This is a genomic window from Vibrio sp. ECSMB14106, assembly GCF_000972265.1.
GTDB lineage: Bacteria > Pseudomonadota > Gammaproteobacteria > Enterobacterales > Vibrionaceae > Vibrio > Vibrio kanaloae.
In genome coordinates, this window is record NZ_LAUM01000001.1 from 169,771 (window position 1) to 188,281 (window position 18,511).

Sequence of the window (18,511 nt, forward strand, 5' to 3'; positions counted from 1 at the left end):
CAAGACTACGCTAAAAAATTTCTGTAAACCTTAAACTAAATCAATAAATACCAACAAAAGTTGAAAAAATTTGAGTAGCAGGGGTTGCCACCCAAACTTTTTTTTAATCTTAATACTACTTTTGTATAGTAAAAGAGGTTATAGCCAAGATGTTAGGCCATACTGACTCTCTAGCATACCAACTGCAAGCATTGCTACTAGACAGATAACTAAAACGCCAACTGGGATAACAATTTTGTCTACAAATGATAGACGCTTCGCACGCTCTTTATCACCAATTAGGCCGTTGTTATCAAGAAGCATAGTTAACGCCCAAGCTAATACTGGGTTAACAACTGCAGAACCAAAGATACAGATACCAGCGGCTTGAGAATCTTTCGAATCCTTAACCATTTGCATACCCGCTTCCAGTAGAGGTAGAGATACACCGACAAGTAGCGCAACACGCATCACTGGTGGCCATACCGCAACGTCCATCGGGAAACCAAGAATTGCAACAATGATACATAGCGAACCAAGTAAGATTGCGCCACCAGGAATGGGACGTTTCGCGATTGCAGCTGGGATCATATAAGTACCCCAAGAAGAAGTGATATTACCACCACCCACTGCAGTACCAACCATTTGACGAACTGAACACATAGTCATTGTGTCATCTACGTCCATCAGAACTTTTTCAGAACGTTTAGGGTAGTTCAACTCTTGGAAGATACGGTGGCCTAAGAAATCAGGTGACCACATTGCTACTGCAAGAATTGCGAACGGTAAAGAAGCGATAAAGTGTTCAATGTTTGGCAAACCAAGCATCCAACCTTCAGAAGTCGAACCCCACCAGTAAACAGGGTTTAGGTTTGGAATACCCATTTCAGTTTCGAACACGATATCGAAACCAGCGCCTAATGCTAATGCAATAGCAAGGCCTGTAAACGCACAGACTGGGATAGCTAACCAACGCTTGTTCACTTTTGCTAGGAAAGCGTAAATAGCAATAGTAATAGCAAGAACGATAAGACCCACGTAACCCATGCTACCCGCTTCAACAGTAGAAGATTGAAGACCAACCGCCCATGCTTGAATTGAGTTGATTTGGCTCATAGTACCGGTTAGGCCTAAGAAAATGAGCAAGCCACCAGCAGTACCTTCTGAAGTCAGGTTAACTAGCTTGGAGCCGCCTTTTAGGAAGCTTAGGATTAGACCGAAAATACCGATAAGGATAGCCAATGCAAGAGGGTGAGCACCAGCTAGAGCGATGGTACCAATAAGAGGGATCATTGGGCCGTGGTTACCGGCAAGGTTGGCTTTTGGATTAAAGAAACCAGAAGCAAGGATACAGAACAGCAGTGCAGGGATAAGCATTTCTACACGAGCTACTTCAATCGCAAATTCTTTACCAAGGTTTACGTGTTCCCAAGCTTGAGTGAGGCCATCAGCCCAAGACATCATTACTGCAGAATACATTGCGATGATACCAATGGTGCCAGCAAGTGCAGGAACAAGGTCTTCAAGTTCAAAGCGGAAATCACGGCCTGGAAGGTTTAGGCCAAAACGACGAGGCTTCATGATTTGAAGTTCGTGGTCTAGGTAATCTGAGCGGCTCTCAAATTCAGAAGCAGGGCGGTGTAGCTCTTTATAGCTTTTCTCTTCTACTTCAGAGTTCGCATTATTGACAACGTCTGACATAGATTCCTCATATTTTTGTGTTAGTAATTCTAAGATTGAATTCTATAATTTCGCGTAATTGCGTTATTTATTAGTTTTAACTTGTTAGCACTATGTTGCGCAGTTTTTATGTGCATTATGCTGTGAAGTTAAAAGAAAAATTTGGCATTTTTTATGCCTTATTGTGTGTCGAGGAGTTTAACAAGCTTACTCTTTAGGGTGATTGATCTTGATCACTTTAAGAGTGTATGTGAAAGAAAGCTACAAAATGAAGCGATTCGTTAACGTACCATTGATGAATCATGTAATTTGTTTTCACAAGTTAACGTTTACTATCTTCTTTGAGCTCTGTTGCCACAGCGTTCGTTGATGTGCCTAAAACTTACGGGATTGTTTAATTACTATCTGCTTATTCTGCTTACTAGCGAAACTCTTACAATCTAGTCCCTTTATAATAATTGTGATTTATGTAATGACTTGTATATTTATGTGTGCGCTATATCTTGTCGGCAATAAAGCATCTTAGTCACATAACTTGTTTTCCTTACCGAGTATTAGGTTACGACAATCTCATTTTGGTTAACTTTATTTAAACAATGTAAGAGAGGGTATTACGAGTTATTGATATAACTCATTCATTAAATTGAGGGTAAAACGCTACATAGTGCATAATAAATCAGCGTGAAGTGCTATTTATTCTGAATTTGCCAGGTTAATAATTTGTTGCATGTTGATCCGTGTGGTGCTAATTTGTATCGCATGAAAAGGTCGGAGTACCTTGCATTTTCACAAACTTGGGAGAGAAAGCGCATGAAAGATGTACCAGCGCTGGACATAAAGGATCTACACAAAACGTTTGGTCAAAATGAAGTTTTAAAGGGAATTTCACTTTCAGCGCATAAAGGCGACGTGGTATCAATTATCGGATCTTCAGGATCGGGTAAAAGTACCTTCCTTCGATGTATCAATCTTTTAGAGACACCTACCGCCGGCGAAATTTGGGTTAATGGCGAATTAATTCAAATGAAAAATAATCGTCAAGGTGTTTCTGTTCCTACCAATGAAAAACAAGTTCAGCGAATCCGTTCTCGTTTGGCAATGGTTTTTCAAGGTTTTAATCTATGGTCTCACCTGACCGTTCTCGAGAATGTTATTGAAGCACCTGTTCACGTATTAGGTGTGCCTAAAGCACAAGCGATTGAAAATGCAGAGTTACTATTGAAGAAAGTAGGGCTGTATGAGCGCAAAGACTACTACCCAGGACACTTATCCGGCGGGCAACAACAGCGCGCTGCGATTGCACGAGCGTTAGCGGTCGACCCCGAAGTGATGTTGTTTGATGAACCAACATCGGCACTCGATCCTGAGTTAGTTGGTGAAGTTCTTGGCGTAATGCGTGATTTGGCTGAAGAAGGAAGAACCATGCTTGTGGTAACTCACGAAATGGCTTTTGCTCGTGATGTATCAAACCATGTGATGTTCCTGCACCAAGGTCTAGTGGAAGAACAGGGCGATCCAGCTAAACTATTTACGGAACCTGAATCTGAACGATTACAACAATTTATCTCATCGATCTACTAATCAGAATTGAAATATCGTTGCCAAGGTAAATGACGACGGTATTAACAATGAAGCACAACCAGTAAGTTAATAAGCAACAACAAACACAATATTAAAACTAGCAAAACATAAAAACCTAAATCACAGGAGTAGGGATATGAAAAAGTGGTTATTAGTCGCGGCACTTGCTGCAACTGCTGCAACGGGCGTAGCTCAAGCAAAAGAATGGAAAACAGTACGTTTCGGCATTGAAGGTGCTTACCCTCCATTTAGTTGGACTGAATCTGACGGCTCACTAAAAGGCTTTGATGTCGACATGGCTAACGCACTTTGTACTGAAATGCAGGTGAAATGTAAGATTGTTGCACAAGATTGGGATGGCATTATTCCTTCTCTACTTGCTCGTAAATATGATGCGATCATTGCGGCAATGTCTATCACGGAAGAGCGTAAGAAAAAAATCGACTTCACTGGTAAATATGCACTTATACCAAACAAGTTCATCGCAAAAAAAGGTGCAGGCCTTAACTTTGATGATCTAAGTGGTCAAAAAATTGCAGTTCAACGTGCAACAACTCACGATAAATACCTAACAGACAACTATGGTGACACAGTAGAGATCGTTCGTTACGGTTCATTCGACGAAGCTTACCTTGATCTAGCAAACGGTCGCGTTGCTGCTGTACTAGGTGATGCTTCTGCTCTAGAAGAAGGCGTTTTAAACAAAGCAGGTGGTGAAGACTACGAGTTCGTTGGTCCATCACTGACAGACCCTAAGTGGTTCGGCGAAGGTTTTGGTATTGCTTTACGTAAGCAAGACAAAGATCTGACTAAACAATTAGATGCTGCAATCCTTTCACTACGTGAAAAAGGCATCTATCAAGATATTGCGGCTAAATACTTCAACTACGATGTATACGGCCAGTAATCTCTAGCGTCATTTCTTAAGGGAGAGGTCTCCTCTCCCTGTCTTACCAACTTTTCGCAGTTCTGTTGGAATTCATTATGTTTGATTTACAAGGATATGAAGCGTCGATCCTGAAAGGGGCGGTGCTTACAATCGAAGTTGCCTTACTGTCGCTGATTTTAGCTATGGCGCTTGGCATGCTAGGCGCTTTGGCAAAGCTTGCACCTTATCGTTGGGCTCGCGCCATCGCAACCCTCTACACAACCGTCATTCGAGGCATTCCAGATCTTGTATTGATGATGCTGATTTTCTTTGGTGGACAAATCCTTTTAAATAACAGTTTGTACTCCATCAATGAGTGGCTCAATGAGTGGTTCACATCAAGTGATCCTAACCATGAATGGACCGCTTACTTACCTGATTATATTGATGTCAGTCCATTTGTTGCTGGTGTTTTAACGATAGGCTTCATCTTTGGCGCTTACATGGCTGAAACCTTCCGTGGTGCGATCATGGCGGTTGATAGCGGTGAAATGGAAGCAGCAAAGGCCTATGGCATGGGACCTGTTCTAGCGTTCCGTCGTATCCTGTTACCGCAAATGATTCGTCACGCACTACCGGGTTTTGGTAACAACTGGTTGGTTTTACTTAAAACTACCGCGCTGGTTTCCATTATTGGCCTAGAAGATATGGTACGTGTTAGCGCATTAGCGGCAGGTTCAACCAAAATGCCATTTACCTTCTATATGACAGTGGCGCTTATCTTCCTATTCTTCACCAGTGTTTCGACGGGCTTGCTTAAGCTGGTTGAACGTAAATTCAGTATCCACGCGAGGTAGTTATGGACTTTTCATTGATAATTGAAAGCCTGCCGATTTACCTTAGTGGTTTATGGACAACGGCTTGGATGGTTTGCTTAGCTTTGATCATTGGCTTATTTGTTGCCATACCATTAGCTATCTCTCGCAATAGCCCCAATATGCTAATTAATGCCCCTGCTTGGTCATTCATCTATTTCTTTCGTGGTACGCCATTACTGGTACAGTTGTATCTGATCTACTACGGAATGGATCAGTTTTTCCCGGTAAAAGATACATTATGGGAAAACGCATGGTTCTGTGCATTAGTCGCATTTATTCTTAATACTTCTGCATACACTGCCGAAATTATCCGCGGTGCGATCAATGGCTTGCCAAAAGGTGAAGTTGAAGCGGCAAAAGCATACGGCATGAGTACAGCGAAGACTTATAGACGTATTATTCTGCCAAGTGCTCTACGTCGCGCACTACCAGCGTACAGTAACGAAGTTATCTTCATGCTTCACGGTTCAGCCGTTGCGGGTATCGTAACCATTATGGATCTAACCGGAGCTGCGCGTTTGGTTAACTCACGTTACTACGCTCCATTCGAGTCTTTCCTAACGGCAGGCCTGTTCTACATGGCGCTAACGTTTATCATCATCGCGATTTTCAAATTCGCCGAGAAACGTTTCCTTGCTTACTTAAGACCACTTAGCTAATCGTACGGTATCCACACAGTTAACAAAACGGCGCTCATTGAGCGCCGTTTTTTATGATAACAACAATCTAACTTGTTACTTAAACGCCGACCAAATTGGCGCGTGATCAGACGGTTTTTCGATGCCGCGTAGCTCGTAGTCGATACCCGCTTCAGTACACTTATCAGCAAGTTTCTGAGTTGCAAGTACCACATCAATGCGTAGGCCACGGTTGTCCACGAAGCCTTTTGAGCGGTAATCGAACCACGAGTATTGATCATTCACTTCAGGGTGCAGCAAACGGAAGCTGTCTACAAAGCCCCAGTCCATCAAAGTTTTCAACCATTCGCGTTCTTCTGGTTGGAAAGAACATTTACCTGTTTTTAACCAACGTTTCGCATTAGGTTCACCAATGCCGATGTCTGCGTCGTTAGGGCTGATATTAATGTCGCCCATCACAATCACTTGCTCATCTTTGTTGTGATAGTCGTTTAGGTAAGTCATTAAATCTTTGTAGAACTGGCGTTTGTACGGGTATTTTGTTTCATGCTTGATGTTATCCCCTTGAGGGAAGTAGCCATTTAGCACGGTAACCTTTTCACCATTCTCATCTTCAAACGTCGCCATGATCATACGTTTTTGATGCTCTTCATTGTCTGTTGGGAAACCCTTCTGCACAGATATTGGTTCTTGCTTACACAACATAGCCACACCGTAGTGTGCTTTTTGGCCGTGAAAGTAAACCTTGTAGCCCATTGCTTCAACATCAGCAATTGGGAAGGCTTCATCGTGCACTTTTATCTCTTGCAGACCAATCACGTCGGGTTGGTGTTTGTCGATAATAGCTTGCAGTTGGTGAAGGCGGGCTCTAAGACCGTTGATGTTGAAGCTAATTACTTTCATTTGTTTTTATACCTCTCGTAAACCTTTGTCACTGCTTGTTTTTAAAGGTTTTTGATTTGGTGGGTTTCATGGTTAGTCGTATTTAACCATGCTTAATAATTTATGTCGCCATTTTGTAGAGACAAAATAGCGACATGAGATGATGTGAGTACTTACATTTATGCTGAATCTATTGAGTCTTTAGTAAACCTAGAAAGAACGCGTATTCAAGTGCGTCTTCTTTCAATCGCTTAAATCGACCAGAAGCGCCACCGTGACCAGCTTCCATATCGGTTTTGAACAGCAACACGTTGTTGTCTGTTTTCATCTCACGCAGCTTCGCCACCCATTTCATTGGTTCAAAGTATTGTACTTGTGAGTCATGCAGGCCTGTTGTTACCAACATGTTCGGGTAGTTTTGAGCTTTCACGTTGTCGTATGGCGAGTAACTTAGCATGTAATCGTAATAGGTTTTATTGTTAGGATTGCCCCATTCGTCATACTCGTTGGTGGTTAGAGGAATCGATTCATCAAGCATGGTTGTCACAACGTCTACAAACGGGACATGTGCACCAATACCACGGTACAGTTCTGGTGCTTGGTTGATGATTGCTCCCATCAATAAACCGCCAGCAGAACCACCAACAGCGAACACTTTATCTTTCGCGCCGTAGCCTTCTTCAACAAGCCCTTTGGTTACATCAATAAAGTCGTTGAACGTGTTTTGTTTGGTCAGCTTTTTGCCATCTTCATACCAAGGGCGACCAAGCATTTCTGAACCGCGGATATGTGCGATTGCATAAACAAAACCTCTATCCAGTAGGCTTAGGCGAGTTGAGCTGAAGGTAGGTTCAATCGTAGAGCCGTAAGACCCATAGCCGTATTGGTAGATTGGGTTAGTGCCGTCTTTCTTGAATAAATCTTTGCGATAAACCAAAGAAACAGGGACTTGCTTACCATCGCGAGCCGTTACCATGATTCGCTCCGACTGGTAGTTATCCGCTTCGAAGTCTCCTAATACTGGTGTTTGCTTCATTATTTCAGATTCACCTGTACTTAGGTCGAAATCATAATAAGTCCCTGGCGTAGTCAAGCTGCTGTAATAGATTCGAACTTTTGAGTTGTCTAATTCATAGTTACTCGTTAGGTAAGCGGCAAAAGCGGTGTCGTTAAACTCAAGCGGGAACTCTTTGCTTGTTGAGAGCTGGCGAACTTTTACTGTAGACAAGCCATCCGCGCGTTGCTCGTAAACAAGATGGTCATCAAACAACTCGAAATCAACAAGTTGAGTGTTGTCGTCTGCTGCGATGACATCGACCCATTTTGAGCGGTCATGCATGTATTCGGCTGTGACTTTCATTAAACGGAAGTTGACCGCTTGGTAGTTGGTGTAGATGTAATACCAATCACCTAGCTTAGCGATACTGTACTCAATGCCAGTTTCCCTTGGGTAAAAAGCTTCAGCTTTAGCCTTCGGGTTGTTGGCATCGATGACTGATACACCGCTGGTTTCTGTACTTGAATGCCAAATGTAGACCTGTTCACCATCTTTGCTTTTGCTCAAAGAGGTATAGTAAGCACTGTCGGTTTCTTCGTAGATTAGCTCATCGCTTGTTTGAGGTGTGCCTAAAACATGGCGGTAAACTTGGTAACCCAGCAACGTTTGCGGATCTTTCTTGATGTAGTAGAAGGCTTGGTTGTCGTTTTGCCACGCGATCGCACTCGAAGCTCCTTCAATTTCATCTTTTAGATATTCACCTGTTGTGAGGTCTTTGATCTTGATGGTGTAAATGCGGCGGCTTAGCGTATCTTCGCCATAGGCCAACAAGTTTTCGTTTGGGCTGATGTTTAAGCCACCAATACTGAAAAACTCATGTTCTTTTGCTAGCTCGTTAACATCTAAAATGACTTGCTTGTCTGTGCCTAAAAAGTTTTTTTCACGCAGGTGAACTGGGTATTCGTTGTCGCCTGTGACCTTATTCGAGTAGTAGTAACTGCCTTTGCGAACCGGTACCGAATTGTCGTCTTTCGCGATTCGGCCTTTAATCTCTTCAAATAATTGTTTTTGTGACGCTTCTGTATGTTTCAGAACTGTATCTGCGTACTGATTCTCTTGTTCAAGTTGTTGCAAGATCTCTGGATCTTGGCGTGCATCATCGCGCATCCAGTAGTAATCATCGATTCGGGTGTCACCATGAATCGTCATTGCGTGAGGGACTTTCTTAGCAACGGGTGCTTGTGTCTGCTGAGCGATGAGTTGCGCTTGAGAGTAGTGTTTCATGGTTGTTATTCCTTGATTGCTGCATCCGGCGACAAGCGCGACCGATACGGCTAATGTGGTTAAAGCGAAACGCATCTGTATATCCTTAGTGTGCACCTTACTCGTTTTAATACCAGCATCCTTTTTTATCGGGGTATAGGTAACTTAGTTTTCTTCCAGCGATGTTATTTATAATTGGATTCTGGATATGCACCTTCATCGTAAGTGTCTGTTATTGTTTTCAAAAAATCAAAGTAATGTTAAATGAAATTGCGCGCTGATGTGAGGGGGAGCACGTGCAACAAAAAAGGGACACACTTTTGAGTATGTCCCTTTTGGATGATGAGAGCGCTATTTTAGATAGCCAATGGTATTTCGTTTGAATGGTCAGGTTTACGATTAACCCAACGTAAACCAAGAATGGCGATGAATGACATTACAATCATCAGGCAACCGAGTGGCAGTTGGTCTTGAGCGGGGAAGAACGATGCCAATAGTGTTGCGATGCCAGCACCTAGGTTCTGCATACCGCCTAAAATCGCACCTCCAGTACCAGCGTGGTGAGGGAATGGCGAAAGTGCCCCTGTTGTCGCAGCTGGAAATAAGATGCCAGCGCCCAAGAAGTAAATTGTGGCACCGCCAATCAAAGTTAATGCTGTTGTTTGACCAAACAGACCGGGTATCAATACCACTGTTGAGCCCACCAATATAGCTACTAGACCAACATTCAGTGCGCGGCGCTCAGAGCGACGTTGTGCGATGTAACTAGATAAGCCAGCACCGACTAAGTAACCCGGAATAGGCAAGACAAACAACAAGCTTACTGTCGTTGCCGGTAAGCCTAGTACGCCGCCAAGCAACACACCTGCAGCGGCTTCAAATACGGCCACACCAGCAAATGTTGCGACCAATATCAGTAAGAAACCTTGGAAGCGTTTGTCGGACAGAACGAATTTGTAGCTGTTGGCAACCGATTCATGTTTGCGTCGTTCTTTCGGCAGTGTTTCCATCATGCTCGTCATCATAGCGATCACAACAGCAATGCCGAACAGCGCAAGGAACAAGTAGCTAGAACGCCAGCCGAAAACTTCGGTTAGGTAGCCGCCCAATACAGGAGCCATCAATGGGGAGAAGATCACACACATGCTAATCAAGCTGTTTGCACGGTGCAGTTCTGCGCCTTCAAAACAGTCGCGAGTCAATGTACGAGACATCGCCCCACCACAACCGATGCCCAAACCTTGGATAAAGCTACCTACTAAGAACCATTCATACTCGTGAGCGAACAATGCCACCAGAGTACCGATGATGTAGATGATCAAACCAATAACGATGATCGGTTTGCGACCTAGGCGATCAGAAAGTGGGCCGTAAACAAATTGCGAAAGACCATAAGGAATCAAGTAACACGCCATCACCGCTTGCAGTGAAGATGCCGAAACTAAGAACTCACCTGCCATATGACCGATAGAAGGCACGTACATCGTTTGAGTCATTTGACCTACGGCAGTCAGAATAGCGATTAGAAAGGTAAGTTTCGCTAATGGAAACGAGGCGGACATTTGCGTATCTCTCCAAAAATTAAGACGTAAAAAGCCTTAGCGCTCCATTAAGGAGAGCCAAATAAGTAAAGTGATTAGGGAATCTAGGCGCGAGATATTAGAGCTTGAGTGGCGACTTAGCAATCAAAAAATGTGAAGTTGAACAAGATAAAAATCTATAACTTGGATTACAAAAACTAATCCGAAATTAGTAAAGTTTAAAAGATAAAAAGGGTGAATAGGTTTCATTGAAATATAATAATTACTCAGACCAACTTGAGTTATTCATGACCAGAAGCGCAGGCGCAAAGAAGTTTATGGAGAAAGGTTTCAGTAGCCGAGTGCAATATAACAATTTCTATCAGAGTGACTATGTAGAAAATAAAAAGGTTGCCTTGATAAAACAGCATTCCTCTAAATTATGGGAGTTTACAAGATCAATCCGATTAGTGAGCATCGAAAATTGCGGGTTATGCCTTCGACAATTTTACTTGGAGTGACAAGCTGAAAGCTCTTGAAATCACAGTAACAAAAGACAAAAACACGACTTATTAACATTTATGTAAACTTTCGTTTTATATGTATGCAAATTGTGCTGTAATTATTCGCTAAGCTATTCGTCTAACCTCATTAGCATTGTATGCAGTAATTAGTTATCAATGTGAGCGTTAGGGTTAAGGAAGTCTTTTGGCTTAAATAAGGATATTAAATGCGCTCTCTATCGGTACAGTGGAAAATAACCCTTTTAGCAGGTTGTTGCCTAATCATTACATCACTGTCTCTTATTGGTTTCTCGATCTACAACGCGACGAGTAATCAACAAGTCATAAAGTCTCAAAGTTCAGAATCGGTTATCAATAAAACTCAGCAGTTGTTGGCGTCTGTTTCTCAGCTCAATGCTCAAGAAACGCAACGTTATATCGACGAAGCTATTTACCGTGCCGAGATGCTTGCGGCGAGTGCTCTGTTTCTAAAGAATAATGCGGATGAAAACTTTACCCCAAGTGAAGAACTTCGTACTGCATTGGACGAAATGGTGCGTCGTTCAGTTTTAAACTTTGATTCGATTCAAGGGGCGTACTTAGTCTTTAAGCCAGACTTGCTTGATAGTGAAGACGCGAACTATGTGGATGCTGATTATGTCGGATCTAACGAAAAAGGCCGTTTCGCACCTTATTGGAAGGTGGCTGATAACGGTGAGAATGTTTTGCCGAACGTGATCTCAGAATCAACATTGAGCGATGATAGCAACAGTGAGCGTTTTTATTGTCCTTTGTCATCAGGGCAAACGTGTATTAGTACACCAAAAGTTGTAAACAGCGGAGGTAAAACCTTACTGACCTCCTCAATTTCTGTGCCTATTTTAGTCGATGATGTAGCCATTGGTTTCTTAGGGATAGACCTAAGGCTTGATGGCTTAGTGGATGTAGTCACTCAATCTGATCAAAGTTTGTTTGATGGTGCTGGTGCTATTTATGTCGTTAGCTTGGACGGTTCGGTTATTGCTTCTGATGATTCTAGTATTGCTGTTGGTTCGACTTTCCAGAGTGACCACACGAACAGTGATTTGATGACCGACTTTATCTTTGGTGGCGAAGTGACAACGCAATGGAGCAAAAACGACGAGTGGTTACTTGCATTTGCACCTGTTGTTGCGGCTAACCAAACTTGGGGTGTGTTGTTTGAGATTCCGAGAGAGAGCGTCGTCGCTGATGCCAACAAATTGGATTCCATCATTAGTACTAAGCTAAGTGAAGGCATTAAAACGGAAGTAATTGCAGGTACCGTATTCATTTTGTTCGGTTTAGCTATTATCGCATTTGCTTCCCTTTCAATTGTTAAGCCTATTCGACAGGTGGTCGAGAGACTGAATGACATTGCTTCTGGCGAGGGGGATTTGACTCAACGTCTAGAAGTCAAATCTCAAGACGAAATCGGTCAGTTAGCGAAAGGGTTTAACTTATTCTTAGATAAGTTACAGCACACAATTAAAGAAGTGGTTTTAACTACAGAGCAAGTGGCGAGCACAACAGGCCAAGCGAAAGCATCCGCATCAAGCACACGTGAAAGCAGTGAGTCTCAATTTAAAGAAGTCGACTTAGTAGCGACAGCCGCTGAGGAAATGACTCAAACAGCAGGCTTGGTGGTGCAAAATGCAGAAGTGGCCGTTGATGCGGCTAGCGAAGCTAACCGTTCTGCTCAACAAGGCCAAGAAGTTATTGAGCTTTCTGCCGGTGAAATGAGAAAGTTGGTTGAACGCATGTCGAGCGCGGTGCCTATTGTTGAAGAGTTGGCTAAAAATAACGGCAACATCACTGAGATTTTAAGTGTTATTGAAGGTATTTCTGAGCAAACTAACTTATTAGCACTGAATGCGGCGATTGAAGCGGCGAGGGCCGGTGAGCAAGGTCGAGGTTTTGCGGTTGTGGCGGATGAGGTGAGAAACCTAGCAAGTCGCACGCATTCATCGGTTGGTGAAATCAGAGCGGTTATCGATAAGGTGCACGCAGGTACTCAAGATGTTGTTGAGGCGATACAAGAAGGTAATATTCTTGCCAATGATACCGCGTTACATGTTCAAAAAGCGGTTGAAGATCTCGGTTCGATCTTTACCTCGATAGAAGCGATCAGTGACATGAACAATCAGATCGTCAGGGCGGCAGAAGAGCAGCAATCCGTTTCTGGTGAAGTGAATCAAAGCGTGGTTAACATTCGTGATTTGAGCGCTAAGATTTTAGAGCAAGCCGCGGCGTCTGAACAAGTCGGAAGTGAAATTGATCGGCTGTCTCAACAGCAACAGAAATTAGTTAATCAGTTTAAGGTCTAGTGGTTTAAAACTGATTAAAAAAGTGAATTAAAAAAGGACAAATGGAGATTTCATTTGTCCTTTTTTGTTACTTCTGAGGTTTGGTCTAACGTTCTAGCTTCTAAAACTCAGTAATTTTCGCCGAAACCTCTGCTAGCGAAGTTAGTCTTCGATAAACCAGTAACCTTTGTTCACTAACTCAGTCACAACCGTTACGCCCGAAGGAGATAGAGTGGCAGCTGAATTAATTACGGCCTCATCGCAAAGTATGTTGAGTAGTGATGAGTCAGCTTCGTCAACCTTAACCACTTCACCATTGATGTAAGCCGTATTGCTTTCATTTTCATGGTAGAGCGCTTTTAAGCCAGATACACGATGGATCTCGCCCTCAGACTCTAAGTGCTGAGCGATCTCTTCTTGAGTCCACAAAGGATCAGGTGCAACGATATCAAGCTGGTGGCGTGACTGGCTTAGCAGGCAACCCATGAAATCACTGATCGTTTCTGGTTCTTCCAAGGCTGACTTCAACATATCAGTCAGGTTATCTAAGTCTGATGAACGAATCTTGCCGTAACCATCTTGCGTTTTAAATTCTGGGTCATGTAGGTGAACGTCACCCATATCATGAGCAAGTACAAAGTCGGCAAAATTACTGATTAGCTCTTGCTCTTTAGGAGAACGGTAGCCAATAGAGTAGCTCATTGATGGTTCTAACGTGTTACCTTCGTGCGGGAAGCCTGGTGGAATATAAAGGATATCACCTGGCTCTAAGGTTTCATCAATGATTGGCTCAAAGCCTTCTATTTGACGAAGTGCTGAAGCTTGAACGGATTCTGTGTACTGACCTATATCCTTCGCACCAACCTTCCATTGACGCTTACCTTGACCTTGGATGATGAATACATCGTATTGATCAATGTGAGGGCCAACACCGCCTTCAGGTGCTGAGTAGCAAATCATGAGATCGTCAAACAACCAGTTTGGTAATTGTTGGAACGCTTCAGTCAGTTGATTTGCACCTTGATGCCAGTGGTTCGCCGCTTGAACAACCAATTGCCAATGGCTTTCAGTGAGTTCACCAAACTTCTCTTCCGTGAATGGACCATGTTCGGCTGTCCATTTGTTGTCGAGGTTAGAAACAAAGCGAGAATCCACTTCTTCTTCCATCGATAAACCAGCAAGTTCTTCCGGCGAAATTGGGTCGACGAAGTTTTGGAAGCCACCTTTTAAGATGGTTGGTTTTTTATGCCAGTAATTTTCAAGAAACTCGGGCATAGAAAAGCTAAGTTGGTACATGTGAATCCTGTATATTTTAATGCTAGATGCTAGATGCTAGATGCTAGATGCTAGATGCTAGATGCTAGTTTGGCTTGTAAATCTTGCTGGACCATTTTGATTGCTTCTAACGCTACTTTTGGATCGATTTCGTTGCTTTCGAGCAGATAGATCAGGTCGACAGCCAACTTAACTTCTTCTGGTGCGTTATCCAGTGGTGATGGTGTGTTATCAGTATTCATTTCGCTTAGGGTTCTCTAAGTTAATCAATCTCTCAATATTTTTCATTGAGTCTTCACAGCGCTCTAATCGTTCTTTTGCTAACTGCCAAGCCTCTTCCGCTTTTTTCTTACTGTGGCGAGGCGCAGAATCAAACGCTAACTTTCGTGCTTGAACTAAATCGACTAGCCGCTTTTGCCAATCTTGATGCTGTGCAAGTTCATTGTATAAATCGTTTAAACTTTTCCCTGATTTACTTTTTCTATCTAGACGCAAATCGTGATTCGCTAACTCTCGTTGAATCGCTGCAATCTGGTTGGTCAGTTTTTCAGTTAGGTAATTCGCTCGTGATGAAGTGAGTTGATTGGTGTCCTGTTCACGAATGATGGTGTTATAAGTCGCCTGAGTTTCAAGTGCATAAGGAAGCAGAATAGAGGAGCCACACTTAAACAAGGCTCGATCAAACAATGCTTGATGGTAAGCACCACGAGATTTATCGACCTGAGAGCAATGGCCAATCAAGGTGTCAATAACACTTTTTAGTTTTGAAAACTGATTCATGTTGCTTCCTGTTTGCTGGTAGCTATAAGTTTACAAACCACGCTTCGTAAGCCAGTTTAATTGCAAGAACACTGACCACAGTCACAAAGACAGGTCGTATAAACGTCGCACCAAAACGAATCGCAGAGTGTGCACCAACAAATGCCCCTGCCATTAAGCAAACACCCATGGTTAAACCAAGAACCCAATCAATATGACCCAAAATGGCGAAAGTTACCAAAGAAGTGAAGTTACTGGTAAAGTTCATTGCTTTAGCTAGGCCAGAAGCAAGTAAGATATTCAGGCGGTAAAGTGCCATAGAACTTACGGTCCAAAATGCGCCGGTTCCTGGGCCTGCAACACCATCGTAAAACCCAAGAATGAATCCTTGGTACTTTTGTTTTCTTTTAAGTACCGGACACGGTTTAGGAGATACATCGTGGCTCACGTCTGGAGTCTTGTGGAAAATGGTATAGACCGCCGCCGCTAAAATAATGAGCGGTAAGACTTTCTCTAACCATTCAGTACTGATTGCATCAACGGTTAATGTACCAATAGTCGCACCTATTAGCGTTGCTATAAATGCGTTGACCCAGCACTCGGGTTTAAATAATTTCTTACGGTAATACGTAAAAGCCGCTGTCGATGAGGCAAACGTCGCAGCGAGCTTATTGGTACCCAACGCAATGTGTGGTGGCAGGCCAAGTGATAACAAAGCGGGAACGGTTAACATCCCACCACCACCGGCGACAGCATCAATAAAGCCAGCTGCAAATGCAACCAGAGCAAGAATAACCAACATGGTTGGTTCAATCATTTCCATAAATAGCTAGTGTTCTCGTTGTCGGCTGGTCGTACAGCCACACGAATAATCGATGGATTAGTCATGTTGGGTTGTGAATGAAGGGCCTAGCGATAACTGGCCCATAACTACCTTAATGGTAGGAAAATTAGTAATTTATTGTTCTTTTAAAAGGCGGTAGCGAGTCGAGTAGGGACTTCCCGTATCGCTTCGTCACTATACGTCTATCAAGGATGGTGACTTTACCAGAATCTCGTTCTTTTCGCAGTAGCCGACCGACAGATTGAATAAGCTTTTTACTCGCATCTGGAACAGTAATCTGCATAAAGGGATTACCGCCACGTGATTCAATATATTCTGAATGTGCTTGTTCTACTGGGGAGGTTGGAACGCCAAAAGGAATCTTGGTAATAACTAGGTTTTCAAGAAGTGCTCCTGGTAGGTCAAGGCCTTCTGAAAAGCTGCCAGTCCCAAAAAGAACGCTTGTTTTACCTTGGTCTATGAGTTTTTTATGTTTTTTTAGGATTTTAGTGCGTGAAGTATCACCTTGAACCTGTAAAGCCCATGACTTTTTAACGAAATCTGTTGCCAAAGCTTCTGCAACTTTATTCATTTGCCAGTAAGAAGAGAATAGAACGAGATTGGCTTTGTTTTCTTCTATTATCTTAGGCAAAATTTCAATAAGATATTCGGTAAACTGAGGTGCTTGCGGTTCGTATTTCATAGCTGGAACGATCAGCTCTGCTTGATTCTGATAATCAAACGGTGACGCTAAAGCCAGAAATTGCACACCATCTTCCGCTTTTTGACTGATACCGGCTTGATGACTGAAGAAGCTGAAGGAATTGAGCGCTCTCATTGTCGCAGAAACTAAGACGGCTCCAACACAGCGGCTCCAAATCTGTTGGTCAAGTTGCCAGCCCACCTCTAATGGTGAAACATTCACGACGATATCGCCTTCACTCTCTTTGTTTAACTCAAGCCAACGCGCTAACGGCGCCCCCTTTTCTCGCTTAGGTTCCGCCATTAGGCGCCATACTTGCGCTAGATTCTCTGTCCTTTGTATATAGAAACCTATTTCAGCGAGTGCGGGCTCGGCTAATTTCGCTGAAAGTTCACCGTCTTTAACACGTTCAGCAATGAGGTCTGCAACTTTTGCGACGGCTTGACTCGCCTTTTGAGTGAGCTGCTTGAGATCTTTAGATTCACTTTCTAGCCATTCGGGTAGCTCGCCGTGCTCAAAACGAAACAACCCGTCTTCAAAATGGGCGGTGTCAAATTGTTTGTTTAGCTGATTCAGAGTGGGAATCAGCTGCTGTACTGAATCTTGCAGTTCATTTCTGAATCGATTAACGCGCTTTTCGTCCGCGAGGCCCGAAAGCTTGGTGATGGATTGATTTAAGCGCTCTAACCAAGATGCGGCGCCTTTTAAGCTCGCCGCTGCAGACGAGTGATCTCTTGCTACGTGAGGTAAATGATGGGCCTCATCGAAGATATAGATACTATTCTCAGGTTCTGGAAGAATAACTCCACCGCCTAGGTCTGCGTCAGCCATCACTAAACTGTGATTGGCGATAATCACGTCCGCTTTATCTAGCTCCGAGCGTGCTTTTTGGAAAGGGCAGTCTCTATGAGAAGGCATACTGTTATTACAGCTGTGCTTATCACTGACAATCATTTGCCAAATTATATTGTCGATTGGTTTCGGCCATGAGTCGCGGTCACCATCCCATTTGCCTTGAGCCAAACTACGGTACATGGTTTGAAGCTGTTCGGTATCCTTTTTCTTTGGTTTGGCGTCGAACATAGCCATTTGTCCACCATCAACTCCACAAGCAGCGGCTAACTTCTCGGCACAGCAATAACGCTGTCTACCTTTGGCGAGTATAAAAGAGAACTCTCTATCAGTAAGTCTTCTATATAGAGGGAGGTCTTTATTGACGAGTTGTTCTTGAAGTGCAACCGTCGCCGTTGAAATGACGATTTTTCGATTGTTGAGTACCGCAACAGGAATCGTCGCCATCAAATAAGCTAGTGATTTGCCAATCCCCGTTCCTGCCTCTGCAACAATCATGCGATTACTTTTGTGGTATTGCCCACAAAGTGTCTTTGCTATTTCTGCAACAAGGTAATTTTGAGCACGTCGAGGTACAAAGTTGTCCAACTGATCTTGGAGGTTTTGATAACTGGTGCGGATAGAGTTTTGAATTTTAGTAGTTAGCATACTGTGACCTACGTAACGGAGCGAGGATAGTAGCACATATCACTAGCCGGTACATTTACGGCAAAATAGCTCGCTTTTGAATCAAAGGTAGATCTCGTTCACAAAAAAAAACTGAACCATCAGGAACTTAACTATTTTATTTATCTTGTGAAATATAAATATTAAAAAAGACTGGCTATCAGGTATAAAGTTCTTATTTGGTGGTTTTGTTTTTGTTTTTATGGTTTTTGATGCTGTATTTTTTGTTTTTATAGTTATTATATTTCCCAGTAAAACTAAGGATAAGTCACTCGTAAAACAATGAAAAAAAATGTAAGTGTTTGATTTTTAGTTGTTTA

Annotated in this window: 14 protein-coding genes; 5 read left to right on the forward strand and 9 right to left on the reverse strand. The window is 43.0% G+C overall.

Going from position 1 to position 18,511, the window contains the following annotated elements:
• Positions 1-138: 138 nt before the first annotated feature.
• Positions 139-1,680 carry a DUF3360 family protein gene (locus tag WR49_RS00725; protein WP_017055011.1) on the reverse strand — a complete coding sequence of 514 codons (1,542 nt, stop codon included), beginning with the start codon at positions 1,678-1,680 and terminating at the stop codon, positions 139-141.
• A 789-nt stretch (positions 1,681-2,469) separates the two neighbouring features.
• Here WR49_RS00725 and WR49_RS00730 point away from each other — a divergent pair.
• From WR49_RS00730 to WR49_RS00745, 4 genes are all read left to right on the forward strand, one after another.
• Positions 2,470-3,240 (forward strand): ABC transporter ATP-binding protein, encoded by a 771-nt coding sequence (locus WR49_RS00730; protein WP_017055012.1) that lies wholly within the window; start codon positions 2,470-2,472, stop codon positions 3,238-3,240.
• 136 nt (positions 3,241-3,376) lie between these two features.
• Positions 3,377-4,147, forward strand: a complete 771-nt coding sequence (locus tag WR49_RS00735; RefSeq protein WP_017055013.1) for an ABC transporter substrate-binding protein — start codon at positions 3,377-3,379, stop codon at positions 4,145-4,147.
• Positions 4,148-4,224: 77 nt separating this feature from the next.
• Positions 4,225-4,965, forward strand: coding sequence for an ABC transporter permease (locus tag WR49_RS00740; protein WP_017055014.1), 741 nt, complete (start codon positions 4,225-4,227; stop codon positions 4,963-4,965).
• 2 nt (positions 4,966-4,967) lie between these two features.
• On the forward strand, positions 4,968-5,645 hold the full coding sequence (locus WR49_RS00745) for an ABC transporter permease (RefSeq protein ID WP_017055015.1): 678 nt from the start codon (positions 4,968-4,970) through the stop codon (positions 5,643-5,645).
• A gap of 75 nt (positions 5,646-5,720) precedes the next feature.
• Here WR49_RS00745 and xthA read toward each other — a convergent pair whose 3' ends face one another.
• From xthA to emrD, 3 genes are all read right to left on the reverse strand, one after another.
• The gene (gene xthA / locus WR49_RS00750) at positions 5,721-6,527 is read right to left on the reverse strand and encodes an exodeoxyribonuclease III (protein ID WP_046222728.1); all 807 of its coding nucleotides are present in this window, start codon (positions 6,525-6,527) and stop codon (positions 5,721-5,723) included.
• Between the two features lie 169 nt (positions 6,528-6,696).
• Positions 6,697-8,787 carry a S9 family peptidase gene (locus WR49_RS00755; RefSeq protein WP_046222729.1) on the reverse strand — a complete coding sequence of 697 codons (2,091 nt, stop codon included), beginning with the start codon at positions 8,785-8,787 and terminating at the stop codon, positions 6,697-6,699.
• 335 nt (positions 8,788-9,122) lie between these two features.
• Positions 9,123-10,328: a multidrug efflux MFS transporter EmrD gene (gene emrD / locus WR49_RS00760; RefSeq protein ID WP_046222730.1), complete on the reverse strand. Its 1,206-nt coding sequence runs from the start codon at positions 10,326-10,328 to the stop codon at positions 9,123-9,125.
• Between the two features lie 688 nt (positions 10,329-11,016).
• Here emrD and WR49_RS00765 point away from each other — a divergent pair.
• Complete coding sequence (locus WR49_RS00765) at positions 11,017-13,134, forward strand: methyl-accepting chemotaxis protein (RefSeq protein ID WP_046222731.1); 2,118 nt, start codon at positions 11,017-11,019, stop codon at positions 13,132-13,134.
• A 141-nt stretch (positions 13,135-13,275) separates the two neighbouring features.
• On the opposite strand, the gene WR49_RS00770 is transcribed toward WR49_RS00765, so the two are convergent.
• The 5 genes from WR49_RS00770 to dinG all read right to left on the reverse strand — a co-directional run bounded on the left by WR49_RS00770 (position 13,276) and on the right by dinG (position 18,173).
• The gene (locus WR49_RS00770; protein WP_046222732.1) at positions 13,276-14,409 is read right to left on the reverse strand and encodes a ribosomal protein uL16 3-hydroxylase; all 1,134 of its coding nucleotides are present in this window, start codon (positions 14,407-14,409) and stop codon (positions 13,276-13,278) included.
• A gap of 50 nt (positions 14,410-14,459) precedes the next feature.
• Entirely contained in the window at positions 14,460-14,630 is a 171-nt protein-coding gene (rsmS, locus tag WR49_RS00775; RefSeq protein WP_046222733.1) for a pleiotropic regulatory protein RsmS, read from the reverse strand.
• Positions 14,620-15,168, reverse strand: a complete 549-nt coding sequence (locus tag WR49_RS00780; protein WP_046222734.1) for a primosomal replication protein — start codon at positions 15,166-15,168, stop codon at positions 14,620-14,622. Before WR49_RS00780 ends, rsmS begins: the two co-directional genes overlap by 11 nt.
• Positions 15,169-15,190: 22 nt before the next feature.
• Positions 15,191-15,970, reverse strand: coding sequence for a sulfite exporter TauE/SafE family protein (locus tag WR49_RS00785; protein WP_017055023.1), 780 nt, complete (start codon positions 15,968-15,970; stop codon positions 15,191-15,193).
• Positions 15,971-16,097: 127 nt separating this feature from the next.
• The gene (gene dinG / locus WR49_RS00790; protein WP_046222735.1) at positions 16,098-18,173 is read right to left on the reverse strand and encodes an ATP-dependent DNA helicase DinG; all 2,076 of its coding nucleotides are present in this window, start codon (positions 18,171-18,173) and stop codon (positions 16,098-16,100) included.
• Between the last annotated feature and the right edge of the window lie 338 nt (positions 18,174-18,511).